Genomic DNA, 19,756 nt, shown 5'->3' on the forward strand with positions numbered 1-19,756 from the left:
ATATAGAACTTTTTTTTTTTTTTTTTTTTTTTAAATGTTTTGTATTAAAATAAAAGTTTTAATAATTAAAAATACAAATCATTATGTATAAAATTTATAAATATTAATTATTTAAAATTAGTAATTATAAAATTTAAATTATTACCATTTTATGTTGCTTTGGCAATTAACTACAGTCAACTTAAAAAATATAATTCCTTAAATTGCTTTTTAAGGAATTAATTATCTAACAATAAGAAAATGAAAAGGAATTTAAATGTATAAAGATGAAATGATCCACTTACACCAATTTTTAGTATATGTGCTAAAATATTTGGAAACTAATAAAAATATGCAAGCGTCATGTAAGGAATATATATCGTTAAATATAAGTCCCCACCACATACATAGAACAAAGGCAGATCATAAAGGTGCGATATTTGTTTTATCTAACACTATAACAGAAGTAATAAACAAAGATAAAAATTACACTATACCTGAAAACCCATCTAACTCATTAGAATACATTACAAAAAAATCAAAAGATGAATTAAAAGTTGTTTTAAAATAATTTAAATATTAACTGTAAAAAATAAGAATACTGCTTTAATTCACAAATTTTATATAATTTGTTAATAGAAAACTAAAGCTTTTAAGAAAAAAATAATGACTAGAACTACTTTTAGCTGTCATGCTTGAATCATTTATTACTTCAGTGATAGTTACAAGAAGAATTAGTGGAGTTCTAAACCTTTCAACTTTATTTTTTAAAGAGCTAATTTCTCTTTCTAGTTTAATTTTATTGTTTTCAGTAAATGTTTTATCTTTTTCTAATTTCCTTACTTTCCATGTCAAAATTCTTTCTGTTTTAACAGTCTCTTCTTTAAGAATTTTGATTTTAGTTTTCAAATCATTTTTTTTTTTTTTTTTTTTTTTTTAATAATGAATATATTTTTCTAAATTTTCTAATTAAGATATACTCCTTTTATTTATATAAAAACTAATGTTTAAATTTTTTGGCAATATAATCCTTTATTTTAATAATTATATATCTTAATAAATTTTAAGTTGTTTTTTAGATTAAATCCTATGGTTTTAAGCAAAATTAAAACAATATTCTGATTTTTTTTATTAAAAAAATATGGATGTTTATAATTTAACTTGCAATACCTTTATTTTTTTAGATGAAAGTATAAGGATTATAATAATTCTTAGTTTCCATGTGGGTAAGTGTTTTTTATAATAAACAACTCTGATTATTAAAAATAAATTATAATTATATCTATAGTTCTATTTTTTTATAAGTGAATATTATTAATCTATATTAATTTAATTATTTAAGTAATTTTATTAGTTAATATTTTATTTTCATTTGTTTTAGCCTATTTTAAACTTATTTTAACTTATTTTAACTTGCTTTAATTTATTTTAATTTATTTAAATATTTTATGAATATTTGATAATAATCAAATTATTAATTTATAAATTAAAATAATAAATAACTCACGATTCATTTGAATTAATCAATAAAACACTATATTTTGTGTAATTTTAGAAATTATAATTACATCATAGGATTTTACAACAAAAAAGTAATATACTTCTACATAAATGCGAAAAACCTAAACTCTAGTATTTTTTTCTTTTAATGTTAATCAAATTTTTGCAAGAAATTTAGAAATAAAATTATCCATTTTACTTAGTCTTTGGCTATAGCATTAAAATAATTTATCATCGAAATACTTAAGTACTTGATAATATAATAATATACTTGAGGATATATTTATATACTTGATAATATAATAATATACTTGAGGATATATTTATATACTTTAGAATATATTTATATACTTGATAATATAATAATATACTTGTTAAAATATTAAATACTTTATTCAATAATTAACCTTGGATTAAAAGGAAGTAGAAAATTATGGATGAAAAAAAGAAAAAATTAGCATCGCAATTTATGGAATTAGCACATATATATCGTCATTTAGCTAGACATCACAGACATCATCATAAAATTAAAGGTATTGATCCACATAAAGGTCAGGGAAGGGTGATTTCTCTTTTAAAAATCCAGCCAGAAATAATGCAAAAAGAACTTGGATATTTACTGGATATAAGTACACAAGCATTGGCGGAGATTCTTAATAAACTTGAAAAAAAAGGATATATTACTCGTGAGCAATCAGAAAAAGATCGTCGTTCATTTGTTATAAAATTAACAGATTCAGGTCGAGAAGCAGTTCCAGAAGAAAATTATAAAAGAAATTATAATTATATAGAAGAATCTTTTGATTGTTTAGATGATGAAGAGCAAGAAAATCTCATAAATTATTTAGATAAAATTATTGAAAATATTGAAAATGAAACAGATGGGAATGATTTTATCAAATTTTTTAGAGAAAGATTTTTTGCAAAACATAAAAATATGCATAATTTATTTAGAGATTTTTAGCTTAATTATCCTAAAATATTTGTTGGAGGTATATAAATGTCAAATAATGTAATAGAAGTAAAAAATTTAGTTAAGCGTTATAAAGGCACTAAAAAATTATCAATTGATGATATATCATTTTCAGTTAAAAAAAATGAATTTTTTGCTTTTTTAGGTCCTAATGGTGCTGGAAAGACTACAACTATTTCAATTCTTACTACCACTCTAGGAAAAACATCAGGAGAAGTGAAAATTGCAGGTTTAGATATAAATAAACATGATAGAGCAATCAGGAAAAAAATAGGTATTATCTTTCAAAAACCTAGTCTTGATATTCAACTTACGGCTGAGGAAAACATTCGGTTTCATGCATGTATTTATGGTGTGTTTAACTATATGCCTACTTTTAAATTAATGCCGAAAGCATATCGTGACAAAGTAATGGAGCTTACAAAAGTAGTAGGTATTGATTCTGATGCACTGTTTAAATCTGTAAAGAAGCTATCTGGAGGAATGCAAAGAAAACTTGAAATTGTACGTAGTTTAATTCACACACCTGAAGTTTTATTCCTTGATGAACCAACCCAAGGTTTAGATGCAGAAAGTCGTAGGAGCTTATGGAAATATATTGATAAGGTTAGGAAGCAATTAGGTACTACTATTTTTCTTACAACACATTATATTGATGAAGCTGAAAATGCTGACAATGTTTGTATTATCAATAATGGTAAAATTGCTGCTTGCTCTTCTCCAGAAAAACTTAAAGAAAGCCTTCTTAAGCAAGAATTGATTCTGGATGCAAAGAATCGCGATGGACTAATAGCTGAGTTATCTTCATTAAATTTACATTTTACTGTAAATAAACATATAATAGTCCCATATAATAAATCACCGCAAAAAATCTTAGCACAATTAAAAACAGAGTTAAGTGTACTTAAAATCCATGAACCAACATTAGAAGATGCATATATAGAATTTTTAAAGAAAAATAATAAAATGGAGGCATGAAAATGAATAAAACTTCAACTTATAGAAAATCAGATATTTTAAGAGAATTAAATTCTATTATCGCTGTAGCCGCAAGAGATATTATAATATTTTTCAAATCTCCTGGTATGATGATAATGAGTATTGTCATGCCACTGATAATGATGGGCATGATAGGTGGAAATATGATGGGTATACCAGGAGGTGAGAGTCTTGGTGAGTTTATGCTTGTGGGAATGCTTGTAAGTATGTTACTAATGGTGACAATTATGGGGATGGCATCACTTGTAGATGACCATGAAACAGATTTCACTCAAGAAATGTTAGTATCGCCAATGTCACGTTATTCACTTGTTATAGGAAAAATTATAGGATCTACCTTTGTAGCTATAATTAGCATGATAGGAACACTCATTATTGGATTAGTTATGAATATAGTCCTTTCAATTGACCAATTATTATTAATTCTACTACTTTCACCACTAATATGCTTTGTAGGCGGTGCTGTGTCAATGATTTTAATGGGATTAATAAAAAGTAAAAAAACAGCAAATTTTGCAATGATGATAATAACAATGCCCCAAATGTTTTTATCTGGAGCAATTATTCCTATTAATGATTCAAATTTATTATTGCTTGTTTTAAGTCGTATCATGCCTATGACATACTGTGTAGATTTAGTAAGGGGTGTTACAGGCATTCAACCACCAATGTTTAGTCCATTAACTAACTTTGCGGCGATTATTCTCTTAACATTTGTCTGTTTGGTAATAGGAACAGTTTTATTCGCAAGATCTGAAAAAAATAGATAATATTTAAATAATAATTTATTTAAACATTAATTTACTTAAACAATAATTTATTTAAATAATAATTTATTTAGATAATACTTTATTTAAATAATACTTTATTTCATGAGTAATCCATCTATAAATAACTTAATTGCTTGGGATAATTAAGAATTTTAACTTTTTTTATTCCTTTTTAGCTTTTTTATTTAAGTAAGACATTGATTTAAATCCACATTTCTTTAAAAAAGACTGTTTTCACTATGTTTCAACAAGTTTTTCCATTTTTTTTGCCTATGTTTATAAAATAATATTGCCCATAAATATACAAATGGGGTGTAATTTCCTGCTTTTAATTCAATTTCATCTGTATAAGCAGTTTTACTGCCATTTAGCTTTTTTAATGTTATTTTGTGATTCCACACTTTAACACATTTATTACATTCATTAGTAAGTATTTCGTTTTTGCTAAACTTAATTACTTTTATCGTGTGTGTCCCCATTGATATAATTCCAAATATTTTTAATTTAAAGCTTTTTACCTTACCAACATTCCATATCTTATTTTCAGGATTTTCAGATACAAATGAAGCATAAGGAGAACTAATATATTGTAAAGTCTTCACTTCTTGAAGTTTTTTAAATATTTCATTTATATGTGCAGGAAATATTGAATGAATTTTTAAAATCATATTATTTATCCTTGTTTAAGTATTAATTATTATATTTCATATTTAGTTTATATTTAATTTATCTTTCTATTTGAGTTTTAAGTGAAATCATAAAATTGTAAAAAATGTGAATGTCAATTTTCGTGGAACTTTTTTCAGTTTGCTTATATTTAATAATGAAAAAATTTATATATTTTATAAACAATAAATTAAATATCATTTAAGGTGGTATGATGAAAAGAAAAGATTTAAAAAATAACAAAAATCATAGTAACAAAAGAGTTAAATTTTTAATAGCTATTTTATTAATTTTTATTTTTGCAATAGCTATTGCAGGGGTAGTTATTTTGAACAATGATCATCAGAGTATCAACAAAACTAATAATATCAATAATACTAAAAATACTTCATTAGTTACTAATAATACAACTAATGGTCCAAAACAAGGCTATTCATTAGTTACTTTAGCCGGATTAAATTTTTATGCTCCTGATAATTACTTAACAAATTATAATAAAGGAGATTATTTTGATGCCTTCCTGGGCTGTAAGGATTATGAAAAAACTCTTAATTCTGATGATAGTTTTGAAAGTTCATTCATAAATTCAAGTTACCTTATTTTTATAGATCCTAAAACTAAAAAAATACTTGAAAAAAGAGATGGAGAAACATTTTACAATTATGTTACTGTAAAATCTTCTAAAATAAGCATATATCCTAATCAAGATTATATACATAATCTTGAAAATTTAGGTATTTTTGAAAATAAATATAATAAAAATAAGACTATTGAAGAAAAAACAATTAATGGACATATATATAAAATATTGAAGACAGGAAAAGGTTTTTTTTCTCAAGATATGGGTGAAAATGAGACTTATGTTTATTTTGAAATCGGAGATAAAAGCATAGAACTTGAATTTACAGGAGTTCCAATTGACAAATATCTTATTGGAAGCTTTTTTGATTTAAATTAAGTTTTAAATCATTTTTTCATCTATTTTCTAATTATTTTCTCTATTTTAATATAACTAATATATGCAAAACATTATTTTTTGGAAAAAATTTAATATTCTTAATTTTAACTAAATTAAAACATGTTTTAAAATAAAAAGTTAAATTTACTAAATAGTGTAATAAACTATATGCTTTATGAGTTAAGTATTGTATTTGAAACTATTCACATACATAAATATAAAAATGGCATTGTCAAAAACTTAGTTGATTTCAAATTTATTTTTTACTAATTTTCCTATTTCTTTTTTTTATGCTTATTTTCTTCTTTAAGTCATTTTAAGCCTTTATTTTTTTTATTACTTTTTTCTGTTTTTTTATGTTTCAGCTAAGTTTTTTACACTGAAAAAATTTTCTTTTAAAATTCTTTGTTTCTTATAATTCTTTTGTATATATTTTCTTTTTTTGTTTTATTTGTTATTATTTTTTTGTTTTCTTTTTTATTATCTAAAAGCTTATATATGAGTAATTATATATTATATAATATGATTTTTGTTAAATCCGTTACTACAAATTCTAGTTTGGACAATAATCAGGTAAGTATTGATTATTTTAGTGATAACTTGTTGGATTGTGGAGATCATGTTAGGGCTAAATTGGGAATTAGTTTAAATGCGAGTAAAAAGCTTAAAATGTATCAAAAAAATGTATTACACATTTAGCTATGAGGTATAAATGCTGTCCTAATTGTGGAAGTAGAGATGTATCATTATATGGTACTAAGAATAGAGAACTAATATTTTCAGATAGGGGTAAAGAAACATTTAAAATTCAGAAATATATTTGCAATAAGAAATGTAATGGTGGAAAAAGCTTTTATTTCTCTACTAATATTGATGATATTGTTGAACCGAACTCTAATTATGTAAAAAAGTTCAAAAAAGAGGCTGTTGAATTATATGCTGAAGCCCTTGTTTCTACTCGATCCAGTGCTAATATAATGAATTCTGAGAATAATATACATGTATCTCACCAATCAATCCAAAACTGGATACTAGAAATGCCAGAACACCCTAAAGCAGAACCTATGACACTTTCAGGGTATTATGCCTTCGATGCACAATGGGTAAAAACCAACGGAAAATGGAGCTTTAGATTATTATTAGCTGATATAAAGACAGAACTAATAATAAGAAGCAAAACATATACAGAAGAAAACGAAAAGAATATAAACAAATTTATAAGTAAAACACTGATTAACCAAAAGAAAATAGCCATAACAACAGATTTAAAAACAGAATATAAACCTATAGTAGAAAAATTAGGATTTAAACACTAATGGTGCCTATTCCACACAAGAAAATCATTTAAAAATGCATTCAAAGAATACAAAAAGAAAAACAAAGTACCACCTTACGAAAAAAACCTTGTAAACTAATACATTGAGAAACTCATGCTAATGTTTAATCAACCATCCTACGATGAAGCAACAAAATCTTTAAACTGGTTTATAAAAGAATTTGGCAACCTTCCAAACTTTATTCAAAACCAATTACAAAAAAAAGTAATTCCCTATTTTAAAACTTTCACACTCCATTTAACAGACGATAATGTACCAAAAACAAGCAATCTCTGTGAAAACATGTTTAGAAAAACAAATCCTAAACACAATAAACGCAGAACTAAAGTTATTAAAGGAATTGATATCCGTTGCAGGTTGAGAGAAAGAAAATGGAATGAAAGAAAATTGAAAAAAAATCAGCGAAGTTCTTGAAAATGCCATAAAAATTTTAATAATGAAAGTTTAAATACTATAAAGATAAATGTATAATTAAATCAACTAAAATAGTAGAATGTTTTATATAAGACGAAACTAATAGTGTAAGGATAAAATAAAAAGATAAACTTCTCAAATGATGAAATAATTAAATGTTTAACTTAAGAAAATTAAGTATTATGAAAACAAAAATCTAAAATATTCTCTTTATTTTATGTTTATGTTTACTAAGTATTAAACTAAAATATTCTAATTAATCAAGATTAATTTCATTATATGATTATTAAACTTCGATTTTATACTTATAAATTTTTTAATGGAGGTAATATACTATGTTAAATAAAATTCAAAAATTTTTAGCAATATTCTTGATTTTATTTGTTATAGCTATTGTTATATCTAATGTATCTTTTGCAGCTACAGACGCTTTTAATTTTAAAAAAACTAGTGGTTTTACAACTGAAAATAATTATAAAGGAATAGCTTCTGATTTAAAAATTAAAACATTTACTAGTGATAAAGATTTGGTAAATGGAAACTATTTTAAAAATAACAAGATGTCATATACTTTTTCTACTAAAAAGAAAAATTACAAGATAAAAACTATATCAGTTCTCTATGAATACTATGACACAAAGTCAGATAGAATTAAGAGGACTACGAAAGTTTATAATGGAAAAAATAAGAAAACTCTAACTATTAATATTCCACAATATCATAAAAATGTGTTTTATTATCATCATAGGGTTTTAAAGTATACAATTAATTATTCAAATTATAAAAAAGAGTCAAATAAAAAATTTTTTTCATCTCAAGTATTAAAGCATGAAAGTAGAATTTTTAAAGGTAAAAAAACCACGATTACAAGGTTTTATAAAGTTTCCCGATTAGATATAGTCGGTGATATTAAATATACCATTAAAGCTAATAAAAAAAATGCTAAAATTAAGAAAATATATTTGACATTTAGATATTCTAATAATTTTAACTTTTATGGTCCTCATAGTACGAAGTTTAAGCTTAAAACAATAACAATAAATGGTAAAGGTAAAAATAGAATAGTTAAGAACATTTCAAACCAATACGATTTTTATTCTGCTAAAATAAAATATTAACGAGTAAAAACATTTAATCTTATGGATTAGGTCTTTGAAAATCTTATTTACATGTCCACAATCTAATGTAAACTTTACCTCTTTATTGCTTATTATTTAAACTTTTAACAATGAGTATTAAAAAAAGAGTCTATGTGCAATTTCAAGTGTAAAATTTTGCACATATACATTCATAACCTCAAATTTTTGGGACAACTACTTTAAATTATAAAATAATGAAAATAGTCATTAACAATAGTAATAAGTGAATAAATGGCATTCCTGTTCTTTTCATCTCACTAAAAGCAAGATTTTTATTTGAAAAATTATCCTCTAATAAATATGTTTTATTAGGAAATATTTTAGACCTCTGATATATAAGAACTCCAAGAACTTCATTGAAATTATTTAAATGTGGTTGGGTCGAATTCAATACTGTATGTCTACCTGGATCAGGCACAAAATGGATATGTGGTGGACTATTATAATGTGGAGGCATATAATATTCTAAAGAAGCCGAAATCGGATCTAAGCCAATTGTTTCATTATTAATTAATAATTCTGATTCATTGAATAATGCTTTGAAATTCACTAAACCATCCATTTGACTAAAAGAAAGTCTTCCTCTACCATTTTCATCAGTTAAAACCGATAATTTTTCATTTCCATAAAAAATATATATAAGTTTATTTGGAAGAGGAATAAGCTCAGAACCATTTTTATAATAAAGTAAAACCTCTATTAAATATGGTGAACTGCCACAGATAACTACAGCTGTGGATTTACTAATAGAAATTTCTAAAATAAGCTTTTCAGATTCACTACGTTTTTTAGAAATCCAACCAATAAGGTGTATCATGCTAGAATTCCGTATATTGTTCGTAGAATTATTTTTAATTTCTATATTTTCATTATATTGTTTAGATTCTCCATTAGTTGAATTAGATGAAGAGTTGTTAAAATTAATATTATCATAGCTATTAATACTATTACTGACATTGGTTTCAATTATTTCTCCATAGGAGATATCAGATAAAGCTAAAGAAGAAATAACCACTATAAATAGTAATAATATAAAATAACTTTTTCTTTGAAAAATTTGATTATTCATTTTCACACCTTTTTTGTATAAGATATTTAATCAAAATTATATTATAATCCTAAATTAGGTTATAATATCTAAATTATAGTACAACACCTAAACTAGATTATAACATCTAAATTAGAATATAATACCTAAACTAAATTATAATACCTAAAATAGATTATAATACTTAAAATTCAAATTGTGGGACAGACTCAAAAAATAAAAATTAATAAGTAATTTTAAAAAACTAATTAATTGTTCTTTTTAAAACTATTTTTTGAATAAACAATGTGAATTGCTCTTTTTGATTTCATTTTAAATTTATTTTTAGTGAACTTATTTTTAATTCCTAAAACTTTTACTTGATGGTATTTATTTTTTAATACCTTGTTTTCAGAAATTTTATTTTTATTACCCATAACTTTAATTCCATGATCACCATTTTTAGTAACAGTGTTCTTAAGTAATTTATTTTTATTGCCAGATACTTGAACACCAAATTTTTTATTTTTAGCTAAAATATTTCCAATTAAAATATTTTTACTTCCTTTAACATTAATTCCATAATTTTTAGATTTTATCTCAAGATTTTGTAGTAGATTTCTATTACCCTTAACATAAACACCTTTTTTAGCTATTATATCAGCACAGTTTCCACCAATAACTCTATTATCACTACCTCTAAGAATAATACCATAACTAGTAGCATTAATTTTATTCAATGTTAAAACATTATTATTTCCGTTTATATTAATACAATTTTTTGAATTAATAGAATTTCTTTTCAAGACATTACTATTACCACTTAAAACAACACCATAATGATTGGATTTAATAGTATTATTTTTCAATGAATTATGTTTGCCAGTTAGATTAACCCCATATTTAATGTTAGTTATAGTGCTATTCTTAATTATATTATTATTTGAAACCATTATGATGCCATATCTACCATTACCTAAGATATTATTACTTGTTAGGTTGTTATAACCAAAAGAAAAAATAGATACACCAGCATATTTAGAATTTTTTATAATATTAAAATTAAGATTATTCTTTTTAGCAGAAACATAAATCCCAATACAATTATCATTCAAAATATTACCTTGAACTAGGTTAGAATCGCCATAAACAGAAATTCCATATTTATTAGGACCATTGATCAAATTATTATAAATTTTATTATTAATACCATGAATAGAAATAGCTTTCTTACAATTAAAGAAAGTATTACCAAGAATATCATTCTTTTTACTATCAACATAAATACCAAAAACACAAGATTTTATAGTATTATTTTTAACAATGGCTAAACCACTGCTAAAAATACCATAATAACCATTAGAAAAATTATTATTTGATATAGTAGCATTTCCCTCATTAAATATAAGCTTTTCATCTTTTTTCTGCTTACCCACAAGAATAGATCCGACAGTATTCAATTTTGATGATTTACAGCTAAATATTACTCCTTTATTAGCAGAATTGTAATAAAATCCAGAATTTGCAATAAGCAAATTAGAACTGTTAATACTATAAATGGTTGCTCCATTATCTGCAGAATTAGAAGTGAAATTAGAAAATTTAATGGTTAAATTACCATTATTATTAGCTATTGCACCACCTTCACCTTTATATACATCATAAGTAGGACCACATATTATAGTTTCCCTATGAGAATAACGTAAAGCAGTATTATTAATAAAATTAGAGTTAATTATATTACAATTACCAAAATTATATATTGCACCACCATTACTTAAAACAAAGTTATTTTTAAATGTGCAATTTGCAATGTTTAATGTGCCTTCATTGTAAATAGCACCACCAACACTACCTGGATCTAAGTTATTGCCACTTAAATAAATTAAACTAGGATTGTGAGGCAGCTTAACCAAAGAAGATGCTTTATGATTCCCATTAATAAAAGTTATACCATAAATATTTACAGTGACCCCTGGAGATATTTTGAAAAATCTAGTGGAATTTTCACCATCAAGTATAGTATCTCCAATATTTTTATCATTATAATAATATTTAGCACCATAAATATTTAGATTTCGTGAAATACTTAAATTAGTATTGTTTCTAGAAGTGTTATATTTCCCACTTCCCATAATAATATTATCTCCAAAATTAGGATTAATCTTATCAATAGCAGAACCAAGGTTATTAAAAGGATCACTGATGCTTCCATCACCATTAATAGCATTAGAACTGTTAACATAAATATTAACAGCATCAACACCAGTAATAGCTATTGATAAAAGAAATACAAAAGAAAACAAAAATACAACCAATAACACATTACTTATAAATAATTTATTTTTAAACATTTTATTTTTAAACACTTTAAAACCTCATTTTAAAGGAGGGTGTAAATTTTTTTGAGTTTTTTTTTTAAAAAAATATAAAGAAACCTTAATAAATCTATAAAACAAAAGGTTAATTTTTCTAAAAATTATTTTCTAAAAACTCTATAAATTTCTTACACTTCTCTTTTTTTCATATGTTAAATCCATAAATAGTTCAAAATAATATAATAGAACTAAAAATAAAAAAAATAGAAATAAATAGCTAGCAAATTATGTAGTTTACACTAAAAATATAAAGTTTAGCAATTAAAACTTTCATTTATGTATATGTATTCTTGCAAAATAATATGGTTTTAAATAATTCATCATAAGTTTTGTTGAAAATTAAGAAAGCATTCTTTTATTGTCACATATTTAAAAAGGTTTTTCTTGGATATTCCATGAAAAATCTCTAAAAATGGTCTTATGTTAAATTCGCGAGAACTTTGGTTTTATGGAAAATTGTTCTAGTGTAATCAGCAAAGTTTAGCCCACATTTTTTACAAGAGTAATATCTTGTTTTAAAACGGTGATTCACGATTGTGAATTTCATAAATTTTACATTTTGGACAATATACTCTAAGAGACCATTTGATTCTACGAACCATGTTTATACCTGTTTCTTCAGAAGGCAACATATTTGCATGATTCAAAACTTTCGATGCAATATATTAAAACATGTTAATTGACATAGTTAAATTTTTACAAGTATAAGTATACATGAGCGATTGTTAAATATAATCAAAACTATGGTTTTCTTCTGATATTAGCTCCTAATAAACTAAGCAATAACACTAATAAAACTAATTGGAAATGAGGAAGCCCTGTTGTTTTCATTTCAGCTAAAGTATTATTATTACTCGTATAAGAAACTTTTTCAAACTTAGCATAAGCACCTAAAGTTTTATCGACAGCTGCATACTTTGTATTTTGTATTAAAAATGGGTATTCATCAAAAAGTTCATATAATTCCTCTAATTTTTCAGCCAATTCTTGAGTTAAATTTTCATATTTTAAATACTCTTCATTTAACATTAACTCAATAGTACTTATTAGATCATCTATCTTAGTGAAATTTTCAGTTGGATAATCTTCTTTAATAGAACCTAATAATATCTTTAACTCATTGAAAGTTGACTTTGTATCGTTAAGACTAATATTTTTTAGATTTAATAATAATTCATTGAATTCTGTGTTATTTGAGATGATATTTATAGAATTATATAACTCATCAATAATTAATATCAAATCTTGATTTCTTGATAAATCCATTTCATAAATTTTAGATTGAAGATTTTCAATTTCTTCCATTAACTTGTCTCTTTTAGTAAATAATTCAGTAAGTTCTTCATCAGTTAAACTGAATTCATCTAAAGATATATAGTAAGTTTCTCCTTTCCATATCCATTCGTAATAATTAGGAGAATCATCTTCATCATCACCATCTCCATCATAGTCTTCGTCTTCATCAGTATCATAGTCTTCGTCTTCATCAGTATCATAGTCTTCATCTTCATCAGTATCATAGTCTTCATCTTCATCAGTATCATAGTCTTCGTCTTCATCAGTATCATAGTCTTCATCTTCGTCATCATCACCATAAGCATAAGCATAGAAATAATTATCTGAATTTACACCATCATAATCGTTGAGATTATTAGGATTATCAAAAATCACAGATTGGGCAGATAATAAGCTTTTAACATTGCTGTTATCCTCATTGTTTATGAAATTATCTGCATATACTCCACTAAGTAATGAAAAACTTAGGATAAATATTAAAATACATACATTAAGCATAAATAATTTATTTTTAAACACTTTAAAACCTCGTTTTAAAAAGGTAGTGTAAATTTGTTTGAATTTTTTTTTTAAAATGAAACCTTATTAAATCTTAAAATGAAAGCCTAATTTTTATAAAAACTCTATAATGTTCTTACACTTCTCTTTTTTATATATTATAATAATCAATAATTAATTTTAAATAATAAATAGAACTAAAAATAATTTTTTTTTTTAAATGTTTTGATCAAACTTTTTCTAAAAGTTTTGTTAATATAAAACAAAAAGTAGAGTAAATAGCTATCAAATAATCTATTTTACACTAAAAATATAAAATTTAGCTATTAAAACTTTTTTAAAAAGAGATTAAGTGTTCTTTTCCATTATCATGATGTTCCATGAAGATTTTTATGAAAAACAGTATAGTTAAAGTTGGTTTAAAACTCGTTGAAGAATCATGGATAATTATATTCTGTTTATCCTCATCAATTTTAGTAAAATTAAGGTTAGATATTTCTTTTATGAAATTATTAAATTTTAGAAGTGGTGTTCCTTTGAAATCTGAGCTTGTTAAAGATATAGTGGTATGTTTTACATAAAGGTTAATATAATTATAATAATCATAATAATTATTAAAATTAGAACTATAATATTGTAAAATAGAATAAAAACTATTATAATTAATATTTTCTATGTTAATAGATTTTTTTCCTATATTATTTTTTTTTTCTGTATTATTTTCATTTTTTATACTATTTTCTTTTCCTATATTATTTTCTTTTTCTAGATAATTGCCTTTAAATGCATTGTCTATTTGGAAGTAAAAATTATTATTAAGATTAGTATTAAAATTGCTATCAAACTGTTCATAATTAGTAACATAATCTATTTGACTATTTGAAGATGCACTACTGGTTATTAGAATGTGATCTGATTTGTGGGATCCATTATAGTAGCTTGATATACCCTTGTTTATCGTAACATGATTATCTGTAGAAATATTTATTGAAATATTCAGATTAATAGTGGAATTACAATTTTTTAAGTTTTCTGTTCCATTTAAATTTGTGTTTTGGATAGATTCATTATAAAAATATAAATTATCAGTGAAAAAAAGAGTTTCTGTGTTTGAATCATTAGTTAAAGAAATATCAGTACCAATAGGCAAAATATTATCACTATCTAATCCATAGACTGTATTTATAGAAGAAAAAGACAATATTAAAAACAATGCAAAGAAGCTTATTAAAGCAAAGAATATTAGTCTTTCTTTAGAATACCTTTCTTTAGAATATTTTTTTTTAGAAGATCTTTCTTTAGATTCTTCTTTAAAAATTCCCATATAATCACATAGCACTTTTTTCTATTAACAACTATTCCATTACATAACAAAACTTTAGAAAAATAATTAATATTTAGTAATCTTTTATTTAAAAAAGATTTAAAAATTAAGAATTAATTGTATATATAAATTTATATAAATTAATAGCATATAAAGGTTTTTAAATAATTATTTAGTTTCTAAAAAAGCCATTTAAAAATAGAAATTAATGAAAACTTAAAAAAACTTTAGATAATATAAAAAACACTGAATTCTCTTTAAAATAATACTATTATTAATAATTTTCCTTTTAATCCATAAAATTCACTATTTTCAACTAGTTTCCAAAAAAACTATCTTGTATAGCTCATAATATATAAAAATTTCATTTAATTTCAATTTAAACAATTAAAATTTAAAAATTATAATCTATTTAATATCAACAAGATAAAAAAAGCAATAAAATCAACAAAAAAACCTAAAACCCCACTAAAAAATAATTCTAAATCAAAAGAAAAAATAATGCTAAATTAAAATGCACCAGAAAAATTTACAATGCCATTTAACTGTACTTTTAACAAGCCTAATCATATCAAAACTAAAATTTGATATAAATAAGATACAACAGCTTTCTGAAGCATAAAAATAGAAACATCCTATTTTATGTATATTTATGCTTTTTTTATGTATATTTGAATTTGTAATGATAATTCTCTTTAATTATTTAATAATTTTTAGAATTTTTTCTAATAGTAGAATTTTGATAATGGTGAAATTATCCTATTTTTGATATTTTAGATTGATTAATACTTTTTTAGCTAAATTAAAAGAGAAGTATTACTATTTTTATTTTAATATATTGATTAATACTTTTTTAGTCAAATAAAGAAAAAAGTATTACTATTTTTTAGAAAAGTATTTATATGTAGATTTATAAATTGCAATCTGTAAATAAAAATATTAATTAAAATCTATTTTGTAATACTTTTATTGATTTTTAGACAAAAATATATTACTATATGTTAGTGAAATTGTTTTATTGTGTAAATTTATTGTATGTAGAGCATATAATTGTAAAACATAGTTGAATATATTTCTATTATTAAATTTAATTATTATTTTCCTTAATTTGTCTTAAATAAAATCATTCATCATATAGTATATTCATCATAGAGTTTAATATTTTTTTTATTTATGGTATTAAAATGTAGAAGGGTAAAATAAAAAGAAAAAATACAAAGATCTATGAAAGGATCTAAAGTTTTGGATTGTAAAATTAAAAAATGGTGAGAAAAATGTCGAAAATAAGTAAAATTAAAAAAATGAGTTTTATACTTATATTGCTTAGTATTATGCTTGCAGTAGCTATGAATACAGCTTCTGCTACTGATACAGTAGGTAATACTACTCATAATCGAGATCAGATTCAAGATATTATATCTGAATCTGCAGAAGGTAACACAATTATATTAAATGATGGAAACTATATATTTAATAAAGGATTAATAATAAATAAATCTGTTAACATAGTGGGAAATGGTAATGTTAGAATTATTGCAGGGTCAAATGTAAACAATAGTGCTAATAATATTTCTAATTATGGAATTCATATTGTTGCTACTAATGTTAATGTCACTGGAGTGACAATCTCAGGTTTTTATCATGGGATAAGTGTTAATGGAACAGCTATTGGTGGAATAGCTAATACTAAGATAGACAACTCTTATGCAATAGAAAATAGAAGAGGAATTAATCTTGCTGCTGTTAATGGTGTTCTTATTCAGAATACTCATATAAGTGACAATCAAAGAGAGGGTATTAACTTTGATGGAACTAACATTAGGATAGTTAACTCTGAGCTCAATAATAATAAATTTGAGGGCGTTCATGGTCATGCTTCAAATAGTGCTTTGATTAACAGTACTATTAGCAATAATGGTTATGGTGCTGCTGATACTAGTACTATGCCTGGTATTGATTTACATGGTCATGGTGCAGGAGTAGAAAATTTCACTCTTACAGGAAATATTCTACAATACAATGCTGGTGAAGGTTTAGCTCTTAATATTCAAAAAGCTATTATTACAAACAATACTTTTTCATACAATAATGGTAATGGTATAAGTATTAAGTCTTCTAATTATAATGTTACTGGTAATTTAGTTGATAGTAATATTATTACTAATAATGGTAAAAGAGGTATAGAGCTTAATTCTGGTGGAAATAGTCAAAATGGCGAATATTTTGTTTCAGTTAATCTTATTTCTAACAATAATATTTCCTTTAATGTTAAAGATGGTGTTGTAATTAATAAGATTTCTCCTAATCGTCAAGGAACTGAAGGTTATAATGGATCTATAGTTGAAAATAATACTCTCTCTGGAAATACAATATCTAATAATGGTGGAGTTGCTATTAATAATACTGGATTTGGAACTATTCTTGTAGATAATATTATCTCAAATAACAGTGTTGTTGGTATAGGAGATATTGTTGTAAACAATACTTGGTCTTGGGTTGATATTCAAAATCTTATATCTGGAGCTACTGTTAATATTAATGGAATAGACTATTTTTTGTATTCTAATGGTGCTCTTACTTTTGTTGCAGGAGTTTATAAATACCCTGCTGGATTCTTAGTTAATAGATCTATTAATATTGTTGCTGTTGGTGCTAATTTTATTGGACAAAATATTAATCAATCTGCTACTCTTGCAAATATGACTGGTGGTCATGGATATCTTCATGGTCTTCATATTGTAGCGAATAATGTTACTTTAACTGGTGGTTCATTTTCAGGATTTTACTATGGTATAAGTGTCAATGCATCAAATAATGTTAATATAATTAATGCTACTGTAAATAATAATCGTAGAGGAATTAATCTTGCAGCAGTTAATGGTGTGAATATAGACAATACTAAGATAAGTAACAATCAAAGAGAAGGAATCAACTTTGATGGAACTAAAATTAAAATAACAAACTCTGAACTTAATAACAATAAATTCGAGGGCGTTCATGGGCATGCATCAAACAGTGCTTTGATTAACAGTACTATTAGTAATAATGGCTATGGTTCTGCTGGAGCTAGTACTATGCCTGGTATTGATTTACATGGTCATGGTGCAGGAGTAGAAAATTTCACTCTTACAGGAAATATTCTACAGCACAATGCTGGTGAAGGTTTAGCTCTTAATATTCAAAAAGCTACTATAAGAAACAATACTTTTTCATACAATAATGGAAATGGTATAAGTATTAAATCTTCAAATTATAATGCAACTGAAAATTTAATTGATAGTAATATTATTACTAATAATGGTAAAAGTGGTATAGAGATTAATTCTGCTGGAAATAATCAAAGTGGCGAATATTCAACATCAGCTAATATCATATCTAATAATATAATAGCTAATAATAAGAATGGTATCACAATCAATAGAATTTCTCCTAATCGTCAAGGAATGGAGGGTTTTACTGGATCCATAGTAGAAAATAACACTGTTTCTGAAAACAGAATATTTGACAATCGCGAAAATGGCATAATAAATACTGCAGAGAAAACTACAATTAATAAAAATATTATATTTGCTAATGCTCAAGTGGGTATTGTTAATTCTGCTGATAATAATGTATTAACCAACAATAATCTATTTGATAATACTGAAGCAATAGTTGATAATGGTTCAAATACTCAAAGTGAAAATATCGTTAATGGACTTGCTGATAATGCTAGTTCTGTTAATAATTCTAGAGAAGGTACAACTGTTACTGTGAATAATATTAAGGGAAACTATAACAAGTTTGTTACTCTTTCTGCTATATTAAAATCAGGAAATAATACACTTAATGGTAAATTAATTTACTTCTATGTTAAAGACATTCTTGTTGGTGAGAATAGGACTAATAGTCAAGGTATAGCTACTTTTAACTATAAAATTACTTCAACAGGAACATTAAAGGTCAATGCAGTTTTCCATGGAGACAATCAGTACAATGGTAGTTCTAAATTAAACTCTAATTTAATTGTTCTTCAAATGTCTGAATTGAAAATTAAAAATATTGCTACTGTTAAAAAGAGAAATCTTAAAGTAACAACTACAATAGCTAATATTGGGTTTAATAAAGGAAAAATTAAAATATCTTTAGTTTTAAATAAAAATATTGCATATAAGAAACCAAAAATTTCCACTGGAAAAATTAGCTATAATAAAAAAACAAGAACACTAACTTGGACCATTAATAGTTTAAAAGTTCATAAAACTAATTCTGCTAAAATAACATGGAATTTAAAAGTAAGTAAAAACGGAAAATATAATTTTACTCCAGAAATTACTAAAAATAATTCCATTAAAGTATTATCTAATAATAAACTGAATGTTGTAGTTAGTTAAGTGGAATTTAAAAAATAATGGCAAAACTAAAATACAAAATAAAATAAGAAAATCTAATATTTAAGTTGATTTATATTTTTAAATCATTTTTTTTTTTTTTTTTTTTTTTTTTTTTTTTTTTTTCT

The 19,756-nt window shown here is 23.9% G+C and carries 17 protein-coding genes; 10 read left to right on the top strand and 7 right to left on the bottom strand.

What is annotated here, in order from left to right; translation table 11 throughout:
• Positions 1-256 precede the first annotated feature (256 nt).
• Positions 257-550 carry a UPF0058 family protein gene (locus MBCUR_RS05830; RefSeq protein ID WP_067091466.1) on the top strand — a complete coding sequence of 98 codons (294 nt, stop codon included), beginning with the start codon at positions 257-259 and terminating at the stop codon, positions 548-550.
• Positions 551-585: 35 nt separating this feature from the next.
• Here the strand turns inward: MBCUR_RS05830 and MBCUR_RS05835 are convergent, their stop codons facing one another.
• Positions 586-888, bottom strand: coding sequence for a hypothetical protein (locus MBCUR_RS05835; protein WP_067091469.1), 303 nt, complete (start codon positions 886-888; stop codon positions 586-588).
• Positions 889-1,912: 1,024 nt separating this feature from the next.
• On the opposite strand from MBCUR_RS05835, the gene MBCUR_RS05840 reads away from it, so the two are divergent.
• Genes MBCUR_RS05840 through MBCUR_RS05850 form a run of 3 tightly spaced genes read left to right on the top strand, consistent with a single transcriptional unit; the run spans position 1,913 to position 4,221 of the window.
• Positions 1,913-2,443, top strand: coding sequence for a MarR family winged helix-turn-helix transcriptional regulator (locus tag MBCUR_RS05840; protein ID WP_067091472.1), 531 nt, complete (start codon positions 1,913-1,915; stop codon positions 2,441-2,443).
• A gap of 36 nt (positions 2,444-2,479) precedes the next feature.
• A complete protein-coding gene (locus tag MBCUR_RS05845) occupies positions 2,480-3,430 on the top strand; it encodes an ATP-binding cassette domain-containing protein (RefSeq protein ID WP_067091475.1) in 951 nt (316 codons plus the stop codon).
• A 2-nt stretch (positions 3,431-3,432) separates the two neighbouring features.
• Complete coding sequence (locus MBCUR_RS05850) at positions 3,433-4,221, top strand: ABC transporter permease (protein WP_157077689.1); 789 nt, start codon at positions 3,433-3,435, stop codon at positions 4,219-4,221.
• Between the two features lie 218 nt (positions 4,222-4,439).
• On the opposite strand, the gene MBCUR_RS05855 is transcribed toward MBCUR_RS05850, so the two are convergent.
• A complete protein-coding gene (locus MBCUR_RS05855) occupies positions 4,440-4,889 on the bottom strand; it encodes a hypothetical protein (RefSeq protein ID WP_067091480.1) in 450 nt (149 codons plus the stop codon).
• A 212-nt stretch (positions 4,890-5,101) separates the two neighbouring features.
• Here MBCUR_RS05855 and MBCUR_RS05860 point away from each other — a divergent pair, with 212 nt between their 5' ends.
• From MBCUR_RS05860 to MBCUR_RS05875, 5 genes are all read left to right on the top strand, one after another.
• The gene (locus MBCUR_RS05860; protein ID WP_067091483.1) at positions 5,102-5,845 is read left to right on the top strand and encodes a hypothetical protein; all 744 of its coding nucleotides are present in this window, start codon (positions 5,102-5,104) and stop codon (positions 5,843-5,845) included.
• A gap of 522 nt (positions 5,846-6,367) precedes the next feature.
• Positions 6,368-6,544, top strand: a complete 177-nt coding sequence (locus MBCUR_RS10360; protein WP_157077691.1) for a hypothetical protein — start codon at positions 6,368-6,370, stop codon at positions 6,542-6,544.
• A 2-nt stretch (positions 6,545-6,546) separates the two neighbouring features.
• On the top strand, positions 6,547-7,161 hold the full coding sequence (locus MBCUR_RS05865; RefSeq protein WP_067091486.1) for a hypothetical protein: 615 nt from the start codon (positions 6,547-6,549) through the stop codon (positions 7,159-7,161).
• 120 nt (positions 7,162-7,281) lie between these two features.
• Positions 7,282-7,596, top strand: coding sequence for a hypothetical protein (locus MBCUR_RS05870; protein ID WP_169805804.1), 315 nt, complete (start codon positions 7,282-7,284; stop codon positions 7,594-7,596).
• A gap of 335 nt (positions 7,597-7,931) precedes the next feature.
• Positions 7,932-8,714, top strand: coding sequence for a hypothetical protein (locus MBCUR_RS05875; protein WP_067091491.1), 783 nt, complete (start codon positions 7,932-7,934; stop codon positions 8,712-8,714).
• 205 nt (positions 8,715-8,919) lie between these two features.
• On the opposite strand, the gene MBCUR_RS05880 is transcribed toward MBCUR_RS05875, so the two are convergent.
• The 5 genes from MBCUR_RS05880 to MBCUR_RS05895 form a co-directional block, all read right to left on the bottom strand.
• The gene (locus MBCUR_RS05880) at positions 8,920-9,804 is read right to left on the bottom strand and encodes a hypothetical protein (protein ID WP_067091494.1); all 885 of its coding nucleotides are present in this window, start codon (positions 9,802-9,804) and stop codon (positions 8,920-8,922) included.
• A gap of 227 nt (positions 9,805-10,031) precedes the next feature.
• The gene (locus tag MBCUR_RS05885) at positions 10,032-12,068 is read right to left on the bottom strand and encodes a right-handed parallel beta-helix repeat-containing protein (protein ID WP_169805805.1); all 2,037 of its coding nucleotides are present in this window, start codon (positions 12,066-12,068) and stop codon (positions 10,032-10,034) included.
• 587 nt (positions 12,069-12,655) lie between these two features.
• Positions 12,656-12,787 carry a hypothetical protein gene (locus tag MBCUR_RS10950; protein ID WP_281190553.1) on the bottom strand — a complete coding sequence of 44 codons (132 nt, stop codon included), beginning with the start codon at positions 12,785-12,787 and terminating at the stop codon, positions 12,656-12,658.
• 94 nt (positions 12,788-12,881) lie between these two features.
• Positions 12,882-13,955 (bottom strand): hypothetical protein, encoded by a 1,074-nt coding sequence (locus MBCUR_RS05890; RefSeq protein ID WP_067091500.1) that lies wholly within the window; start codon positions 13,953-13,955, stop codon positions 12,882-12,884.
• Positions 13,956-14,271: 316 nt separating this feature from the next.
• The gene (locus tag MBCUR_RS05895) at positions 14,272-15,258 is read right to left on the bottom strand and encodes a hypothetical protein (RefSeq protein WP_067091501.1); all 987 of its coding nucleotides are present in this window, start codon (positions 15,256-15,258) and stop codon (positions 14,272-14,274) included.
• A 1,274-nt stretch (positions 15,259-16,532) separates the two neighbouring features.
• Between MBCUR_RS05895 and MBCUR_RS05900 the strand changes: the two genes are divergently transcribed.
• A complete protein-coding gene (locus MBCUR_RS05900) occupies positions 16,533-19,631 on the top strand; it encodes a beta strand repeat-containing protein (protein WP_067091504.1) in 3,099 nt (1,032 codons plus the stop codon).
• Positions 19,632-19,756: the final 125 nt, after the last annotated feature.

This window comes from Methanobrevibacter curvatus (genome assembly GCF_001639295.1).
Lineage (GTDB): Archaea > Methanobacteriota > Methanobacteria > Methanobacteriales > Methanobacteriaceae > Methanoflexus > Methanoflexus curvatus.

What these genes read in the sequence shown, in the direction of transcription:
- MBCUR_RS05830 (WP_067091466.1), top strand. Translation starts at nt 257, where the DNA reads ATGTATAAAGATGAAATGATCCACTTACACCAATTTTTAGTATATGTG.
- MBCUR_RS05840 (WP_067091472.1), top strand. Translation starts at nt 1,913, where the DNA reads ATGGATGAAAAAAAGAAAAAATTAGCATCGCAATTTATGGAATTAGCA.
- MBCUR_RS05845 (WP_067091475.1), top strand. Translation starts at nt 2,480, where the DNA reads ATGTCAAATAATGTAATAGAAGTAAAAAATTTAGTTAAGCGTTATAAA.
- MBCUR_RS05850 (WP_157077689.1), top strand. Translation starts at nt 3,433, where the DNA reads ATGAATAAAACTTCAACTTATAGAAAATCAGATATTTTAAGAGAATTA.
- MBCUR_RS05855 (WP_067091480.1), bottom strand. Translation starts at nt 4,889, where the DNA reads ATGATTTTAAAAATTCATTCAATATTTCCTGCACATATAAATGAAATA.
- MBCUR_RS05860 (WP_067091483.1), top strand. Translation starts at nt 5,102, where the DNA reads ATGAAAAGAAAAGATTTAAAAAATAACAAAAATCATAGTAACAAAAGA.
- MBCUR_RS10360 (WP_157077691.1), top strand. Translation starts at nt 6,368, where the DNA reads ATGATTTTTGTTAAATCCGTTACTACAAATTCTAGTTTGGACAATAAT.
- MBCUR_RS05865 (WP_067091486.1), top strand. Translation starts at nt 6,547, where the DNA reads ATGAGGTATAAATGCTGTCCTAATTGTGGAAGTAGAGATGTATCATTA.
- MBCUR_RS05870 (WP_169805804.1), top strand. Translation starts at nt 7,282, where the DNA reads ATGTTTAATCAACCATCCTACGATGAAGCAACAAAATCTTTAAACTGG.
- MBCUR_RS05875 (WP_067091491.1), top strand. Translation starts at nt 7,932, where the DNA reads ATGTTAAATAAAATTCAAAAATTTTTAGCAATATTCTTGATTTTATTT.
- MBCUR_RS05880 (WP_067091494.1), bottom strand. Translation starts at nt 9,804, where the DNA reads ATGAATAATCAAATTTTTCAAAGAAAAAGTTATTTTATATTATTACTA.
- MBCUR_RS05895 (WP_067091501.1), bottom strand. Translation starts at nt 15,258, where the DNA reads ATGGGAATTTTTAAAGAAGAATCTAAAGAAAGATCTTCTAAAAAAAAA.
- MBCUR_RS05900 (WP_067091504.1), top strand. Translation starts at nt 16,533, where the DNA reads ATGTCGAAAATAAGTAAAATTAAAAAAATGAGTTTTATACTTATATTG.